The following is a 15,302-nucleotide window of genomic DNA, read 5'->3' on the forward strand; positions in this document are numbered from 1 at the left end:
GGACCACCCCCCGAAGAGGGGGAGAACCCAGGAGGTGACATGAGCGAGACCACATCTGTGCGCGATGCGCTGCGCCGCATCCGGCGGTCCAGTGGTGTATCGCTCGCGTTTGCCGGCATGGTGTCGGTGCCGCCCACCCGACAACGGCAGGCTGTGCGTCTCGAACACTTCGAAGGCGCCACACGTGGCGCCCTCAACGGTGTTGCCGTCGACGTCGGGCACGGACTCGGCGGCAAGGTGGTGACGATGCGTCGACCGCTCGCGGTGGACGACTACCTGCGCACACCGCAGATCACCCACCGCTACAACCCGATTATCGCCACCGAGGGACTCGGCGCGATGGCGGCCGTGCCGGTCATCGTGGATCGCAGCCCGATAGCCGTGCTCTACGGGGCGGTGCACACCGACAACCCGCTCGGTGGACGCGCTTTCGACATCCTGGCCGACGAAGCCCGTGCGCTCGAGCAACGCATCGTCGCCGAGCGGCTGTCGGTGGCGTCGCCGGACCGCGACGAGCTGCGGGACCGCCTCACCGACGCATACAGCCGGCTGCGTCGGTTGCAACGATCCGTCGCCGACGAGACGTTGGCTGCCGAGATCGAACGCATCGGCGACGGCCTGCTCGATGACACGCCCGACGTGAACCCAGCGGTGCGGCTCACCCAACGTGAGCAGGACGTACTGGCGCTGGCCGCGCTCGGTCACGGCAACGCCCGGATCGCCGAGGAACTCGGTATCGGCGTGCAGACCGCCAAGGGGTACATGAAGGACGCGATGGCCAAACTCGGGGCCACCACCCGACTGGAGGCGGTTGTGCTCGCCCGGCGGTCGGGTCTGCTGCCGGGGTAGGGGAACCGCCTCGGGTGTCCGCCGGCATCACCGGTGAGCGTGCCCGGATGGATTATCCAGCCGACGGCGGCCAGCGGTGATGCCGGCGGACATGTGGTCGTGGCCGAATCGACCGACCGCGCTTCGTCCGGAGAGGCGGCCTAATGGTTGCGTAGCTTCTCGATCAGCTCATCCTTCTTGAGGTCTGAATAACCCGTGATGTCCAGTTCCTTTGCGCGGTCCTGCAATTCGTCGACCGTCCAGTCTTCGTAGGCCGGCGACTGGCCGCCCTTCTCGCCGACCGACGACCGGGACTCGTTGGCTGCCGCGTTGGCGATGCGCGCGGACTTCTCCTTCGAATTGCCTTCGTCCCGCAGCTTTTCGTAGAGCTCGTCGTCCTTGACCGAAGGGCCCGGATCACGTTCTGGCATATCGACACCTCCTGTGAGTGGAACGGACGCCTTGTGGGTACCCACTATCTCCCGACGTTACGCCGACGCGCCATCGAAGACGGCAGCTCCGCCTCGACCTGCCCGTTAGGGTTTGGTGGAGACCGACATATCTCGCAGACGGCGCACGACACGGAGGAGACGCACATGGGCAAGAAGAAGAAACTCATCGGCCGCCTCGAAAAAGAGGTCGGGCGGTTGCAAAGTGAACTCGAACGCGCCGAGAAGGACGCCAAGAAGCGACTCAAGAAGGTCGAGAAGGACGCCGCTGCCCTGCAGGACAAGGTCCTCGCGCTGATCGGGCAGAAGGATTCGGGCACGGCGACGCCAGCGAAGGCGACGGGGGACAAGGCGACCGGCGACAAGGCGACCGGGGACAACGCAGGGAGTGCTCAGGAGAAGCCCGGGTCGTCGGCGTCCGCTTCGGCGCCAAAGGCGGCTGAATCATCAGCGACGAAGGTGCCTGACGCCCCGGAGTCGACTCCGCGTCGGCGGGCACCGGCCAAGAAGACCGCGTCCAAGTCCACGGCCTCCGGGCAACCGACCGTCGCCCAACTGCGGTCGGAGGCCAAGACCAAGGGCATCAAGGGCTATTCGACAATGACGAAGGCGCAACTGATCGACGCGCTCGGCTGATCGGGCGATCACCGCCCGACGGCCGGGGGCTGCGCAGCACTACTGTTGACCCGTGACCACGCGCGAGGTGCGGACTGCCGTCGAGCCCAGCGCTGCGCAACGCGACGGCTGCCTGCAGCAGCTGCGGGCGGTGCTCGACGGTCCGCTGCCGGAGATCGCCGCACGATTCTCCCGCTTCGTAGGTCCGCAGTGGCCGCACCGTGCGTTGATCATCTTCACCCGCGAGTGCACCGGCCGTCCGCGAAAAGTCGCCGGCGACCGGGACATCGTCGACCGCGTCACCATCGACGAACTCGACGCTCTCAAGGAGACGGTCGACCCGGGAACCGCAGCGACCGCCATCGCGGTCGTCGGTGGCGTGACCCGCGACGTGCTGGTGGTGCGGGATGAGACCGACACGCTGCTCGTGATGATCCCGAAGCCGTCGAGGTCCGCTGGTCCGGGCGCCGGAGACCGCCTGGTGTCCTGTGATCAGCTGCGGGGATGGTTCGCGATCGTGGCGACCTCGATCCGCCAGCAGGTGGCGCAGGCCAGCCCCGACTACCTCGCCGAGTCCCGCGCCGCCTCCAGTGAACGCGCCCGGACCATCGCCCAACTCACCCAGACACACGAGGACGCGCTGGTGTCGATCCTCGGGACATTGCGTGCGCGCGACCTCGACGATCGGACAGCACGGTCGGCGGCCGCGGAAACCGCATCGGCCGCGCTGATCGCGTTGCGGTCGGTGAGCGACTCCGACCACAAGCTGGCCACCGAGGATGTCGACTCGGCGTTCGCGCGCCTGCGAGTCGAGTTCGGGCCCGTCGCCGAGCAACTCCACGTCGACGTCGACTACGTGGCCCCCACCGCACGCGGACGGAACTTGCCCGGCGAGATCGCGCACGCGGCCCGAGCCATTGTGCGCGTGGTGGCGGTCGCATTCGGTACGCAGCGCACGGTGTCCAGGTTGCGTATCGCCTGGGACTGTAGCGGCAACGAACTGGTGGTCGACGTGCGCGATCAGGGCGCCGGTGATCTTGACGGTGATGCGCTGACCAGGCAGTTGGCCGGCCGGCTGCAGACCCTCGGCGGGCGGCTGGAAGTGGAGACGCTGGCCGGCTGGGGGAGTCGGGTGACGGCGCGGATGCCGCTGGACAGCGCCGCGGAACGGCCCGACCAGAACGTGTTGTCGACGCTGAACCCACGCGAACTCGAGGTGCTGGGTCACCTCGCGTTGGGTCGCCGCAACAAGGCGATCGCAGCGGAGCTCGGGGTCAGCGAGAGCACCGTCAAATTCCACGTGACCGCGATCCTGCAGAAGCTGCAGGTGTCCAACCGGGGTGAAGCCGGTCTGCTCGCGGCGCGCGCGGGGATCACTGCGGAGTGAACCGACGCTACCGCTGTACTTTCGTCTAGGTAGAACCATCCATTCGGCCGGATGCATGTATCCGTCGACGTCACGAGACTGAGACGAGTAGCGGACCGTCCGGTGGCAGTCCACCCACACATCGAGAGGATCGAGAAAACCGATATGTCGCAGACAGTCAAGGGAGTCATCTCACGGAGCAAGGGCGCGCCGACCGAGGTGGTCGACGTGGTAATTCCCGATCCCGGACCGCGGGATGTGGTGGTGTCCATCAAGGCGTGCGGGGTGTGCCACACCGATCTCGCCTACAAACAGGGCGGCATCAACGACGAGTATCCGTTCCTGCTCGGTCACGAGGCCGCCGGGACCGTCGAGTCGGTGGGTTCGGATGTGACCCACGTCGAGGTGGGCGACTTCGTCGTCCTCAACTGGCGAGCCGTGTGCGGTCAGTGTCGGGCCTGTAAGCGGGGTCGTCCGTGGTACTGCTTCGACACCTTCAACGCCAGTGTGCCGATGACGCTCGATGACGGCACCGAACTGACTCCGGCGTTGGGTATCGGCGCGTTTGCGGAGAAGACCCTGATCCACGAACTGCAGTGCACCAAGGTCAATCCGGAAACCGATCCCGCAGTGGCCGGGCTACTGGGGTGTGGCGTGATGGCCGGTCTCGGTGCCGCGATGAACACCGGCAACGTCGGGCGGGGCGATTCGGTGGCCGTGATCGGTTGCGGCGGTGTGGGTGACGCCGCGATCGCGGGTGCGAAACTCGCCGGCGCGACCACCATCATCGCGATCGACCGCGACCCGGCCAAGCTCGAGTGGGCCACCGACCTGGGCGCCACCCACACCATCAACGGACTCGAGGTCGACGATGTGGTGACCGCCGTGCAGGATCTGACCGACGGCAATGGTGTCGATGTCGTGGTGGACGCGGTGGGACGGCCGGAGACCTACAAGCAGGCCTTCTACGCACGCGATCTGGCCGGCACCGTGGTGCTCGTCGGCGTGCCCACCCCGGAGATGACCCTCGAGATGCCGCTGATCGACTTCTTCTCGCGTGGTGGTGCGCTGAAATCGTCGTGGTACGGCGACTGCTTGCCCGAACGCGACTTCCCCATGCTGATCGACCTGTACGAGCAAGGAAGGCTCCCGCTGGAGAAGTTCGTCACCGAGCGCGTGGGCTTGACCGACGTCGAAGCGGCGTTCGAGTCCATGGAGGCCGGCAAGGTGCTCCGTTCGGTGGTGGAGCTGTAACCATGACGTTGAACATCGAGAACGTGGTCACCTCAGGCAAATTCGAGCTCGACGGCGGATCCTGGGATGTCGACAACAACATCTGGATCGTCGGCGACGATTCCGAGGTCGTCATCATCGACGCCGCTCACTCGGCCGCCCCGATCCTGGATGTGGTCGGAGACCGTACCGTGAAAGCGATCCTGCTCACCCACGGCCACAACGATCACATCACGGTCGCACCGGAACTGTCCGAGGCCACCGGCGCTCCGATCCTGCTGCACCCGGGTGACGACATGTTGTGGAACGAGACGCATCCTGATGTCTCCCATCAGGATTTGACCGACGGTCAGACGGTGCAGGTCGCCGGCACCTCGTTGACGGTGATCAACACACCCGGACACTCGCCGGGGTCGTCGGTGATCCATGTGCCGGAGGCCGGGGTGCTGTTCTCCGGAGACACGTTGTTCCAGGGCGGGCCGGGAGCGACGGGCCGGTCCTACTCCGACTTCCCGACGATCATCGCATCGATCCAGGAGAAGATCTTCTCGCTCGATCCGGAGACCAAGGTCTACACCGGGCACGGCGACGGCACTACCGTCGGCACCGAATCGCCGCACCTCGAGGAGTGGATCAAGCGGGGCAGCTGACGTTGTGGGATGGCCCACAACATGCGGACGGGTATGGAACTCGCGCCCGCGAGGTGCTCTAGTTAGGCAATGCTTACCTATCTAGAGCGTCTCGCCCCGTGGGTCATCGCCGCATTCCGCATCGTTGTGGGGTTCGTCTTCTTCTGTCACGGAACGTCAACCTTGCTCGGGTGGCCGGTCGCCCCCTACGGGGGCGACACCGCGGCATTCGGTGCCTGGCCATCGTGGTGGGCCGGAGCGATCCAGCTGGTCGGTGGGCTGCTGGTGATGCTCGGACTCCAGACCCGGGTGGCCGCCCTGATCGGCTCCGGATCGATGGCGGTGGCCTACTTCTGGAAGCATCAGGGCGACGGACTGCTCCCGATCCAGAATGACGGGGATTCCGCGGCGCTGTTCTGCTGGGCCCTGTTCCTGTTGGCGTTCATCGGTTCGGGCAGGCTCGCCATGGACAACCTGCTGAACCGATCGCCCGATCGCAGCGAGCCGTCCGCGGATCGTTCGCTGGCCGAGCCGGTCTCGTAGCATCGTTGCGCTGCGACGGCGTGGTTGGGTGCGTGCACAGTGATCGGAGGCCGTTGACGCGGTGCCAACCGGTATCGTGGCACCGTGGGTCGATTAGCCGATGGTGACGCGGACCTGATCGACGGTGGGACAGCACGACCATGAAACTCGCGCGGGTGGTCGAGACGTCGGCAGCGGTCGCCGCGACGCGGTCACGCAAGACCAAGACCGCCGTACTCGGGGCGCTGCTCGACGAGGCCACCGCCGACGAGATCCCCACCGTGGTCGCGTGGTTGTCCGGGGTCATCGGACAGGGGCGTCTCGGAGTGGGCTGGCGTTCCCTGTCGTCGATGGGCGGGGCGCCTGCCGGTGAACCCACGCTGACTGTTGACGGTGTCGACGAGGTATTCGATCGGCTGGCCGGAGCGCACGGTCCGGGGTCGGCGACGCTGCGCAAGGACTTGCTGATCGAAATGTTCGGTGCCGCCACCGAAGCCGAGCAGGGTTTCTTGCGTCGCCTGATGACCGGTGAACTCCGACAGGGTGCGCTGGCCGGCGTGATGGTCGATGCGATCGCGTCGGCCTCGGGGCAGCCGCTCGACCTCGTGCGTCGCGCCCACATGCTGACCGGTTCACTGCCGGAGACCGCTTCGCTTGCCGTGCACGGCAGAGCCGATGCGCTCGCGGCCGTGGGCTTGCAGGTAGGGCGGGCGGTGGCGCCGATGCTGGCGACACCAGCCGATTCGCTGGCCGACGCCGTCGTCACGCTGGGCCCGGATGTGGTGGTGGACTTCAAACTCGACGGAGCGCGGGTGCAGGTGCATCGTCGCGGGGACGAGGTGTCGGTCTACACCCGGAGCCTGCGTGACATCACCTCCGCGGTCCCCGACATCGTCGAGGTGGCGCGCCAGTTGCCCTGCGACGCAGTCATCCTCGACGGTGAGACGCTCACCCTGGACGCCGACGGACGTCCGCGTCCCTTCCAGGACACCATGAGTCGTTTCGGGTCGGCCGGAGTGGCCGACGACGATCCGGCTGCGCTGCTGCGCCCGTTCTTCTTCGACTGTCTGCACCTCGACGGGGTCGATCTGATCGACCGGCCACTGACCGAACGGCTCGATACCTTGACCGCACTCGCGGCGGACCTGCGCATCCCGTCGGTGGTCAACCCCACCGTCGAGGAGGCGCAGAGCCATCTGGACGCGGCGCTCGCCGCAGGCCATGAAGGCGTGATGGTGAAATCGCTCGCCGGACCGTATGCGGCGGGGAGACGCGGGAAGGCCTGGCAGAAGGTCAAACCCGTGCACACCTTCGACCTGGTGGTGCTCGGCGCGGAGTGGGGATCGGGGCGCCGCACCGGCTTCTTGTCGAACCTGCACCTCGGTGCACGCGACCCAGACGGCGGCCCGCCGATCATGGTCGGCAAGACCTTCAAGGGCCTCACCGACAAGCTGCTGCAGTGGCAGACCGACGAATTCCCGAAGCACGAGAGTCATCGAGACTCGTACACCGTCTACCTTCGGCCCGAGATCGTGGTGGAGATCGAACTCGATGGCGTGCAACGCAGTTCACGTTATCCCGGCGGTGTGGCACTGCGATTCGCGCGAGTCGTGCGCTATCGGCCCGACAAGACTGTCGACGAGGCAGACACAGTCGAGGCGATCCGCGCGTTGCTGCCGGATTCGTAGTCGAGTGGGCGTCAGCCGCTTGTTGGGTGCGCGCTGACCAGCTAGTGTCCCGCGTCGGAAATTCGTTGATGATTTCGACGCCCAGGCGCCGCCTCGCTTCGTTGGCGTCGTCGCAGGTACATCCAGTACCTGCTCCTCCGCCGCCTCGCGATGCATCCACCTGGACCGCCGAACTCATGAAACGAATTTCCGACGCGGGACACTAGCAGGTTTAAGACGCCAGATCATTGAATTCAATCCGCGCAGCGTACTCGGACGGTCGTGGAGTTGGCTGAAGTCAGCGAACCGGACATTTGTGTGTGAATGCAAATAGACTGTGACCGTCCGCATCTCGTCTGGCAGACGTCGTCTGGGTGGCACATTGTCTCAATGGACTGCGGAGATTGGGAAACGATGCGTGGTAATCCCCATATCTTCGCTCGCGTCTGGATAGGCTGCCGGGCGGGACGCGCAAACTACGTGTGTCTTTTCGGAATGCTTCCGAAAACCGAAAGGAAATCATGAAGCAGATCGTTCGACGCGCGACCGGTGTGACTGCGGCGCTCGCGGCGGCCACCCTGATCGTGGCAGGTTGCAGCGACGACACCGACGCCGGTGATGTGACCGATGCGGCGTCGTCGGTGGTGGCCGGCGCGGCCAGTGACGTTTCCGGTGCGGCCGGCGGAGCAGCCGAAGCAAGCGGTGCCGAGTCGGGAAGCGTAGACCTCACCGCCGCAGATGGTTCGACCGTCACGCTGACCGGACCGATCGCGGCCAAGTACCAGTCCGCCACCGAGCAGCAGAAGCAGGATCTCGGCGCACCGCTGACCGGCGAAGACGCGTCGGGCAGCAGTGATAACGGCGTGGTGTTCCAGCAGTTCGATGGTGGAGTCATCACCGCCGCGAACGACGACGAAGGCACACCCGCGTACATCACCTGGGGCAAGATCCGCGACGCCTGGAACGTCAAGCGCGACGACGCGGGCATGCCGTCCCCTGACGGTGAGGGCGGGTCCAGCGGACCGTTGGGCACCGCGACCAGCGACGAAACCGACAACGCCGGAGTCAAGGAATCCACCTTCGAGCACGGCAAGATCACCTGGGATTCGGCGACCGACACCGTCGAGGTCACCGTCAACGGTGAGGTCGTACCGACCCAGTAACTCACACGGGTAGGGTGCGCCCGGGTCGACGTGACAGCAATGCCGGCTCGGGTGCGAGCTCGGCGTCACCCATCTGCCACCGCGCTCAGCCAGCACCGTGCGGAGCGGGTGGCGCCGAGCATGGACCCGGGCCGGCGTCGGCCCGGGTCGCCGACGATCAGCAGGTAGCCGCGCGTTCCTCATGATCCGACCAGTTCGAGCTGCTCTCGATGGCCCCGATGATGCGGGGACGCAGGTGGGCCGCCACCGCGCCGATCGAGCCGACCTCGACCGCGCGACGGTACACCGTTGAGCTTTTTGTGGCGGTGCTGTGCGGAAGAAGAAGGATTGTTGGCGGTGAGATACCGGGCCCAAAGAATGACAACTGTCAATTAGTTAACAGTTGCAATTGATGTGGCCCGGATCTACTGTCACTGACATGCGGGGGCAGGTCACAGTCGATTCCACGGTTGATCGCCGTGTCCGTCGTTCCCGTGCCGCGTTGTTCGACGCTGCGGTGCGGGTGGTGTCGGAGCGGGGGACGACGGCGGTGTCACTGACCGAGCTGGCCGAGACTGCCGACCTCAGCCGACAAGCCGTGTATTCGCATTTCACCGACCGGGATGCGCTGATCGTCGCTGCCGGCGTCGACCTGATCGAGCGGGAGGTGTTCCCGCAGTTGATTGACTGCGACGATCAGGACTGGCGTGCGATGACCCTGCTGGCGACATGTCACCTCGCGCGCTACCGGCAGTTCTACCGTGCCGTCGGCACCGGCCCGTGCGCCTACCCGGCGAAGCAGGCCGTGCTCGCGGCGGTGGCCGCCCTGCGGGATCGTCCCGGCGGACACCTCGCGCTCGCGAGCGGCGACGACGCCACATTCGTCGTCGGTGGATGCTTTTCGGTTTTCACGCAATGGCTCGACGAGAGCGACGATCCTCTCGACCCGGAGGCGATGGCCGATCGACTACTCGCCATGGCCGACCGGCTGCTCGGCGGAATGCTCTCCGATTAGTGCGGTGCACAAGGGAAATCACAGGAGGCCGACGATGTTCACGTACTCGGTAGTACGCGTCGCGAGCGTGCTCTTCGCGGTGGTCGTGGCGGTGATGACGACGCATGCGTCCGCATCTGCAACTCCGGCCGTCCGCACCAGTACCGACGCCCCGGTACCATCGTCTGGGTGCCGAACCGCCGCCCCGGCGGGGACGTCCGTCCACGCCTTCTCGGCCGCCGGCAGATCGGGAGACTATCTCCAAGAGGTTCCCCACGTCGCGGCACGAACACCCATGCCCGTGGTGTTCGACGTCCACGGATACCTGCAGCCCGGCATCATGCAGAACGCGTGGAGCGGGATGGGCGCGTACGGGGCACGGCACGGATTCGCGGTGATAGTGCCGGAAACTCATGTCCTGCCGCCGAAGTGGGACTACCGCAAGAACAGTGCAGACATCGCGTTCTTGTCCGAGATGCTGACCCACGTCGAGCAGACGCTGTGCATCGACAAACGCCGGGTGTACATGACCGGACTGTCGATGGGCGCCTTCACCACTTCGTCGGTCGCCTGCCAACTCGCCGACCGATTCGCTGCCGTCGCGCCAGTGTCGGGTCTCCAGGACTTCACGTGGTGCCGGCCCGCCCGGGACGTTCCGGTCGTCGCCTTCCACGGTACAGGTGACGAGATCCTCTCCTACACAGGCGGAACCGGGTCCCGTGGCATGCAGCTGCCGGCGCCGGACGGAACACTACGAACCATCGGCCGGCAGATGCGGGAGGACAAACATCCACAACTGGTCCCCAACGCGGCAAGCATCCCGGGCCCAAACCGCTGCCTGGGCGCGACGCAACGGCTGCGCATCCACCCCGACCACGAAGCAGATCACGCATGATGTTGCGCGAACGTCGTATGCATGTGCACCCGACAGTTCGGTCGAGCTCTACACCATCTATGGCGGCGGCCACACCTGGCCGGGCGGCGACCCGGCTCTCGTGCCCACGCAGATCACCGGCCCGATAACCCAGTCGATCAGCGCCACCGCGATCATCTGGGATTTCTTCCGGGCGCATCCGCTGCGCGGGCCGATGGATGCGTGACGGTTTGTGAAATAACCTGCGACGTCGGGCTATACGTCCATTTGGCGCAATGCATCCGCCGCATCCAAGCTACCGCCGGACGTCGTTTCCCACACCAGTCGCGCTTTTTCGTTCTGCACGAGCTCGGTGACCGGCGTTCGCGGTCGGTCTTGGCCGCACTGCCCAGCCTGACTCGCGCGCATCGTCGGATCACGGAGCACACGTGGTGACGGTCTACGTCAGGGGCAACTCGGCCACGAACGGGCCGGACGGCTGCGTCGAACCGCCGGGCGGCTCGACGGTGAAGGCCAGCGCGGTGGCATCGCCGAGATCCTTGATGACCGCGGTGGTCGAAGGCGCGACGTCCTCGTCGGTCATCGTGCCCGCCGACGTCTCGCCGGTCGGTCCGACCAGCCACATCTGGTAGACCGTGCCCGGCGCAGGCGGCGGCACATCGTTCATCACCAGCACCCCTGCGTCGGCGGTCGGCGAGTAGGTGACGGTCGCGCGGCCGCTGGCCACATCGCCGGATGAGGTGCGCACGTCCTTGGCTGCGAACACCTGCTCGGCGGTGGGTGGTGAGGTGGTGTCGGTCGTGGCGACGCCGATCACCCAGCCGACGGCGCCGACGGCGACCGCCACCACGGCAGCGGCGGCGGCGTACATCAACCGACGCCGGCTATGCAGCGGGGTGACCGATGCGCCGGGCCGCTCAGCGTGAAGCTCGCCGGCGGGGGCGGGAGCAGCCCGCAGCGGGGTCACCTCCGGGCCGGTGGTCACGCGCTCGGCCTCGGCTCGCGCGGCCGCGAGGACCCGCTCGCGCAGTGTCTCCGGGGGAGCGGTCGCGGTGAGGTGGCTGATGCCGGCCATTGCTTCTCGGGTGGCGGCCACCTGCCGGTCGAACGCCGCGCGGACCTCGGGTGCCTCGGCATCCAGTCTGCGATGCAGATCGTCGAGTTCGGCCGATTCCACCGCATCGAGGCCCACTGCGGGAGCCAGGTCGAGGAGTTCGTCGTCACGCATCACGATCCCCCAGACACTGTCGTAGCCGCTTGAGGCCGTCGCGGATACGCGACTTGATGGTCGGCAGCGCTACGGAGAGCCGTTCGGCGACCTCTCGATACGACAGGCCGTGGTAGTAGGCGAGGTCCACCGACTGACGCTGCACCTCGGTCAGGGTCTGCAGACAGCCGAGTACCTCACGGGTGACCTCCCGGGATTCGACGGCCTCGGTGACCTCGTCGAAGGTCGACGGGATGCCCGCCAGCCCGTAGTTGACGTCACGTCGGCTGGCCGCCGATTCCGAGCGCACCCGGTCGACGGCACGACGGTGGGCGAGGGTGATCAGCCAGGACAGTGCCGATCCGGCGTTGGGATCGAACGACCGCGCCGAACGCCACACTTGCAAGAACACCTCTTGGGTGGTCTCCTCGCTGAACCCGGGGTCACGTAGGACGCGCAACACCATGCCGTACACGCGGTCGCAGGTGAGGTCGTAGAAGCGTGCGAAGGCCTCGGAGTCGCCGGTCGCGATCCGATCGAGCAGGGCCGGCAGTACGGCTACGTCGGATGCGGGATCTGCGGTCACCGCGCACACTCGGTCGTCATCGACGATCAGCCTAGTAGGCGGGCGGCCGACCCTCAACGACTTCCCGGTGGATACCCGAACGGGCGCCGACCCGCCGGGGGCGAGCACGGTCATGGTGTCGACTCCGACCCCGCCCGCGGCGGGCGGGGCAGGAAGTAGGACGTGCGCTGCTGGTACTCGGGATAGCCCGGTCGCTTGCTCATCGATTCTTCGAGCAGCCGGGCTCCCGTGGCGAAGACGAGGAAATACGTCATCGCAACCGGCGACAGCACCGTCAGTACGCCGGGCCAACTGCTCGCGGCGATCAGCCACACACCCCACCAGACACTGGAGTCGCCGAAATAGTTGGGATGCCGTGTCCACGACCACAGGCCGCGGTCCATGATCTTTCCTTTGTTCGCCGGGTCGGCCTTGAACCGCCTCAGCTGGGCGTCGCCGACTGCCTCGAACGTGAAACCCAACAGCCACAGGACGACCCCGGCCACCAGCACAATCGTCCAGACGCCTGCGGTGGCGTCGACCACCGCCGACACCTGGATCGGCAGCGACACGAACCACTGCGAGATCCCCTGCGTGGCAAAGATCTTGCGGGCCACAATGCCGATCTCGGTACCGCCGGAGCGTTCCAGCATCTCGGTGTAGCGAGGATCTTCACCCTTGCCGGCCGACTTCTGGTACATGTGCCAACTCAGCCGCAGGCCCCACACGGTCACCAACGCCGCGAGCAGCCACCGGCGAGTCGCGTCGCCGGGGCCGAGGATCAGCGCTAGCCAGGAGATCCCGACGAAGCCGAGGCCCCACGACACGTCTACCACGTTGTAGCGGCCGATGCGATGGCCGATCGCCATCGTGACGACGTGCAAGACCAGCAGGAACATCAGCGCTGCCGCGGTGAGGATTCCGAAGGCCGCCCACGGGGACGTATCGGCGATCATCGCGGGTCCTCGACCGCGTCGCGGGCGAACACCAGCTGGTGTACATCGAGATAGCCGGCGCGGAAACCGGCTTCCGAGTACGCCAGATAGAACTCCCACATGCGGCGGAACGTCGCGTCGAAGCCGAGGGCGGCGACCTCATCGCGACGGGCGGTGAAGCGTTCGCGCCACAGGCGCAACGTCTCGGCGTAGTGGGCTCCCATCGCCTCACCTTCGATCAGACGCAGCGAGGTGCGGCGACGGGTCACCGCGTCGAGAGCCCTCAGCGAGGTCAACTGTCCGCCGGGAAAGATGTACTTGTGCACCCAGGTGTAGGTGCTGCGGGAGGCGACCATCCGGTCGTGCGGCATGGTGATCGCCTGGATGGCGACCCGTCCGCCCGGCGCCAGCACCCGGTCGATCGTCTGGAAATAGGTCGGCCAGTACTTCTCACCGACGGCCTCGATCATCTCCACCGACACCACCGCGTCGTACTCGCCCCGCACCGCGCGGTAGTCGCAGAGGTCGATCTGGACGCGATCGGCCAGCCCGGCGCCGGCCACCCGCTCCCGGGCGAGGGACTGCTGTTCCGACGACAAGGTGACCGACCGGACCGTGGCGCCGCGGGCGGCGGCTCGCAGGCACAATTCACCCCACCCGGTGCCGATCTCGAGCACCCGGGTGCCCGGGCCCACACCCGCAGCATCCAGCAACCGGTCTATCTTGCGGTGTTGCGCGGATTCCAGATCCGACCACGGTGGACGTGTGCCACGTTCGAGGTCGGCGAACAATGCGCTCGAGTAGGTCATCGTGCCATCGAGGAACAATGCGAACAGATCGTTGGACAGATCGTAGTGACGCGCGATGTTGCGGCGCGTGTTCTTGGTCGAGTTTTCCTCTGACTCTGGATGTTTGGGCAGTACGATCGACCGTAGTGTCTGCAGTGGCCGCGGCACCAGCCGAGCCACCCGGGTGGCGAACGGGGTCAGCACGCCGACGAGGTCGTCGGTCGTCCAGTCGCCGGCCATATACGACTCGCCGAAGCCGATCAGCCCGCCGGTACCGACCCGCCGCGCGAACTCCGTCGGACGGCGGATGATCATCCGCGGCAAAACCCGGTCGCCGTGGTCACCGAGCACGGTGCCGTCGGGCATCTCCACCCGAACATCCACGCCACGGACGGCATGCCGGAACAGGCGGGCTGCCGCGGCGCTGCGGATCGCGGTGGTACGGCCTCGTGGCGGCTGCGCGACATCGGGCCAGCGTGCGGCCTCGGCGGGCGTCAGATCGGAGGCGGCGTCGTCGGCGACGGTTGCGGCCTGGGTGTGGTCGGCGGAGTCGCCGGAGAGATCACGAAGCGGAGCGTTCATCGTCGTCCTTTCGCGAGACGGGAGTGCCGGATGCGGGGCATGCGGAGACGGTCATGGAGTCGGGGTGTGCAGGGCGTGGGATGACCGGGAGTCGGCGAAGCCACAGTCGGATTCCGTGGATTCGGATGCGTGCCGACACGAGCACAGGAGCGAGCGGCGCGCGCAGTTGGGTGCGGATGATTTCGGCGGTGGTGGCCGGTCGGGCACGCCCGGTGACCGATGCGGTGAACGGGTCCTGGCCGTCGCGGTGCAGTGTCACCGACACCGCGACCCGACCGTCGGCGCGCGGCGGCGGGACATGGAGCCGGTAGGTGCCGTCCACGTCGTTGAACGGAGAGACGTAGAACTCCTTGGGTACCAACGCATCTCCGTGGGAATCCGGGGTCACCACGTAGCAGTGCCGCTCGCCGTAGGTGTTGTGCACCTCGGCCACCACACGGTCGAGCGTGCCGTCTCGATTATGACACCAGTACACGCTGAGTGGGTTGAAGACGTGACCGGCCACCCGCGGGGACAGCAGCGCCACCACCTGACCGGAGGGCGGTGCGAGGCCGGCGGTGGCGAGTTGGTGGTGGAGGCGGGAGCGCAGCGTGTCGCCGGGGTGACTGGGTTGCCCGAAGTGGTCGGCGGCACGGAAATGTGCGAAGGGCCGCAACCATTTTCCGGTGATGGGTGGGTGGTCGACATCGATCAGCCACGCGACGCTGCGGTGGGTGAAAGCGTGCCGAATCGGCGATGTGCGGGCGTGGCGGATGCGGGTGTGGACGATCGCCGGGGTGGGTGGCCCTTCGTGACGCTCGCAAGCTCGCTCCTCAGGGACCAGGTGACGCTCGCAAGCTCGCTCCTCACGGACCAAGCTGATGCCGCTGCTCCCTGAGGAGGCCCGGAGCGTGCGGAGGGCCGTCA

At 66.7% G+C, this 15,302-nt stretch carries 16 protein-coding genes; 10 read left to right on the top strand and 6 right to left on the bottom strand.

Annotated elements, in window-relative coordinates:
* The first annotated feature begins 39 nt into the window (after positions 1–39).
* Entirely contained in the window at positions 40–849 is an 810-nt protein-coding gene (locus tag L1892_RS01375) for a LuxR C-terminal-related transcriptional regulator (RefSeq protein ID WP_235721653.1), read from the top strand.
* A gap of 140 nt (positions 850–989) precedes the next feature.
* Here the strand turns inward: L1892_RS01375 and L1892_RS01380 are convergent, their stop codons facing one another.
* Positions 990–1,259, bottom strand: a complete 270-nt coding sequence (locus L1892_RS01380; protein WP_235721654.1) for a DUF7218 family protein — start codon at positions 1,257–1,259, stop codon at positions 990–992.
* A gap of 165 nt (positions 1,260–1,424) precedes the next feature.
* Here L1892_RS01380 and L1892_RS01385 point away from each other — a divergent pair, with 165 nt between their 5' ends.
* The 9 genes from L1892_RS01385 to L1892_RS01425 all read left to right on the top strand — a co-directional run bounded on the left by L1892_RS01385 (position 1,425) and on the right by L1892_RS01425 (position 10,340).
* A complete protein-coding gene (locus L1892_RS01385) occupies positions 1,425–1,913 on the top strand; it encodes a Rho termination factor N-terminal domain-containing protein (RefSeq protein WP_235721655.1) in 489 nt (162 codons plus the stop codon).
* Between the two features lie 112 nt (positions 1,914–2,025).
* A complete protein-coding gene (locus L1892_RS01390; RefSeq protein ID WP_235721990.1) occupies positions 2,026–3,279 on the top strand; it encodes a helix-turn-helix transcriptional regulator in 1,254 nt (417 codons plus the stop codon).
* Between the two features lie 144 nt (positions 3,280–3,423).
* Positions 3,424–4,512, top strand: coding sequence for an S-(hydroxymethyl)mycothiol dehydrogenase (locus L1892_RS01395; protein ID WP_235721656.1), 1,089 nt, complete (start codon positions 3,424–3,426; stop codon positions 4,510–4,512).
* 2 nt (positions 4,513–4,514) lie between these two features.
* Positions 4,515–5,141 (top strand): MBL fold metallo-hydrolase, encoded by a 627-nt coding sequence (locus L1892_RS01400; RefSeq protein WP_235721657.1) that lies wholly within the window; start codon positions 4,515–4,517, stop codon positions 5,139–5,141.
* A gap of 69 nt (positions 5,142–5,210) precedes the next feature.
* The gene (locus L1892_RS01405; protein ID WP_235721658.1) at positions 5,211–5,663 is read left to right on the top strand and encodes a DoxX family protein; all 453 of its coding nucleotides are present in this window, start codon (positions 5,211–5,213) and stop codon (positions 5,661–5,663) included.
* A 140-nt stretch (positions 5,664–5,803) separates the two neighbouring features.
* Entirely contained in the window at positions 5,804–7,330 is a 1,527-nt protein-coding gene (locus tag L1892_RS01410; RefSeq protein ID WP_235721659.1) for an ATP-dependent DNA ligase, read from the top strand.
* A 500-nt stretch (positions 7,331–7,830) separates the two neighbouring features.
* Positions 7,831–8,472: an LGFP repeat-containing protein gene (locus tag L1892_RS01415; protein WP_235721660.1), complete on the top strand. Its 642-nt coding sequence runs from the start codon at positions 7,831–7,833 to the stop codon at positions 8,470–8,472.
* A gap of 418 nt (positions 8,473–8,890) precedes the next feature.
* Entirely contained in the window at positions 8,891–9,466 is a 576-nt protein-coding gene (locus tag L1892_RS01420) for a TetR/AcrR family transcriptional regulator (RefSeq protein WP_235721661.1), read from the top strand.
* A gap of 274 nt (positions 9,467–9,740) precedes the next feature.
* Entirely contained in the window at positions 9,741–10,340 is a 600-nt protein-coding gene (locus L1892_RS01425) for a CE1 family esterase (protein WP_235721662.1), read from the top strand.
* Between the two features lie 418 nt (positions 10,341–10,758).
* Here L1892_RS01425 and L1892_RS01430 read toward each other — a convergent pair whose 3' ends face one another.
* From L1892_RS01430 to L1892_RS01450, 5 genes are read right to left on the bottom strand one after another with little or no spacing between them, the layout of a single operon-like run.
* Positions 10,759–11,547 (bottom strand): anti-sigma factor, encoded by a 789-nt coding sequence (locus L1892_RS01430; protein ID WP_235721663.1) that lies wholly within the window; start codon positions 11,545–11,547, stop codon positions 10,759–10,761.
* The gene (gene sigK / locus L1892_RS01435; protein ID WP_268899804.1) at positions 11,540–12,226 is read right to left on the bottom strand and encodes an ECF RNA polymerase sigma factor SigK; all 687 of its coding nucleotides are present in this window, start codon (positions 12,224–12,226) and stop codon (positions 11,540–11,542) included. Before sigK ends, L1892_RS01430 begins: the two co-directional genes overlap by 8 nt.
* A complete protein-coding gene (locus L1892_RS01440; protein WP_235721664.1) occupies positions 12,223–13,047 on the bottom strand; it encodes a DUF1295 domain-containing protein in 825 nt (274 codons plus the stop codon). Before L1892_RS01440 ends, sigK begins: the two co-directional genes overlap by 4 nt.
* Entirely contained in the window at positions 13,044–14,396 is a 1,353-nt protein-coding gene (locus L1892_RS01445; protein WP_235721665.1) for a class I SAM-dependent methyltransferase, read from the bottom strand. Before L1892_RS01445 ends, L1892_RS01440 begins: the two co-directional genes overlap by 4 nt.
* Positions 14,377–15,219, bottom strand: coding sequence for a DUF1365 domain-containing protein (locus L1892_RS01450; protein WP_235721992.1), 843 nt, complete (start codon positions 15,217–15,219; stop codon positions 14,377–14,379). Before L1892_RS01450 ends, L1892_RS01445 begins: the two co-directional genes overlap by 20 nt.
* Positions 15,220–15,302 lie beyond the last annotated feature (83 nt).

The sequence above is a fragment of the Gordonia tangerina genome (genome assembly GCF_021556435.1).
Taxonomy (GTDB): domain Bacteria; phylum Actinomycetota; class Actinomycetes; order Mycobacteriales; family Mycobacteriaceae; genus Gordonia; species Gordonia tangerina.

Coding starts and splice junctions, on each gene's coding strand:
- L1892_RS01375 (WP_235721653.1), top strand. CDS start 40: ATGAGCGAGACCACATCTGTGCGCGATGCGCTGCGCCGCATCCGGCGG.
- L1892_RS01380 (WP_235721654.1), bottom strand. CDS start 1,259: ATGCCAGAACGTGATCCGGGCCCTTCGGTCAAGGACGACGAGCTCTAC.
- L1892_RS01385 (WP_235721655.1), top strand. CDS start 1,425: ATGGGCAAGAAGAAGAAACTCATCGGCCGCCTCGAAAAAGAGGTCGGG.
- L1892_RS01395 (WP_235721656.1), top strand. CDS start 3,424: ATGTCGCAGACAGTCAAGGGAGTCATCTCACGGAGCAAGGGCGCGCCG.
- L1892_RS01400 (WP_235721657.1), top strand. CDS start 4,515: ATGACGTTGAACATCGAGAACGTGGTCACCTCAGGCAAATTCGAGCTC.
- L1892_RS01405 (WP_235721658.1), top strand. CDS start 5,211: ATGCTTACCTATCTAGAGCGTCTCGCCCCGTGGGTCATCGCCGCATTC.
- L1892_RS01410 (WP_235721659.1), top strand. CDS start 5,804: ATGAAACTCGCGCGGGTGGTCGAGACGTCGGCAGCGGTCGCCGCGACG.
- L1892_RS01415 (WP_235721660.1), top strand. CDS start 7,831: ATGAAGCAGATCGTTCGACGCGCGACCGGTGTGACTGCGGCGCTCGCG.
- L1892_RS01420 (WP_235721661.1), top strand. CDS start 8,891: ATGCGGGGGCAGGTCACAGTCGATTCCACGGTTGATCGCCGTGTCCGT.
- L1892_RS01425 (WP_235721662.1), top strand. CDS start 9,741: ATGCCCGTGGTGTTCGACGTCCACGGATACCTGCAGCCCGGCATCATG.
- L1892_RS01430 (WP_235721663.1), bottom strand. CDS start 11,547: ATGCGTGACGACGAACTCCTCGACCTGGCTCCCGCAGTGGGCCTCGAT.
- sigK (WP_268899804.1), bottom strand. CDS start 12,226: ATGACCGTGCTCGCCCCCGGCGGGTCGGCGCCCGTTCGGGTATCCACC.
- L1892_RS01440 (WP_235721664.1), bottom strand. CDS start 13,047: ATGATCGCCGATACGTCCCCGTGGGCGGCCTTCGGAATCCTCACCGCG.
- L1892_RS01445 (WP_235721665.1), bottom strand. CDS start 14,396: ATGAACGCTCCGCTTCGTGATCTCTCCGGCGACTCCGCCGACCACACC.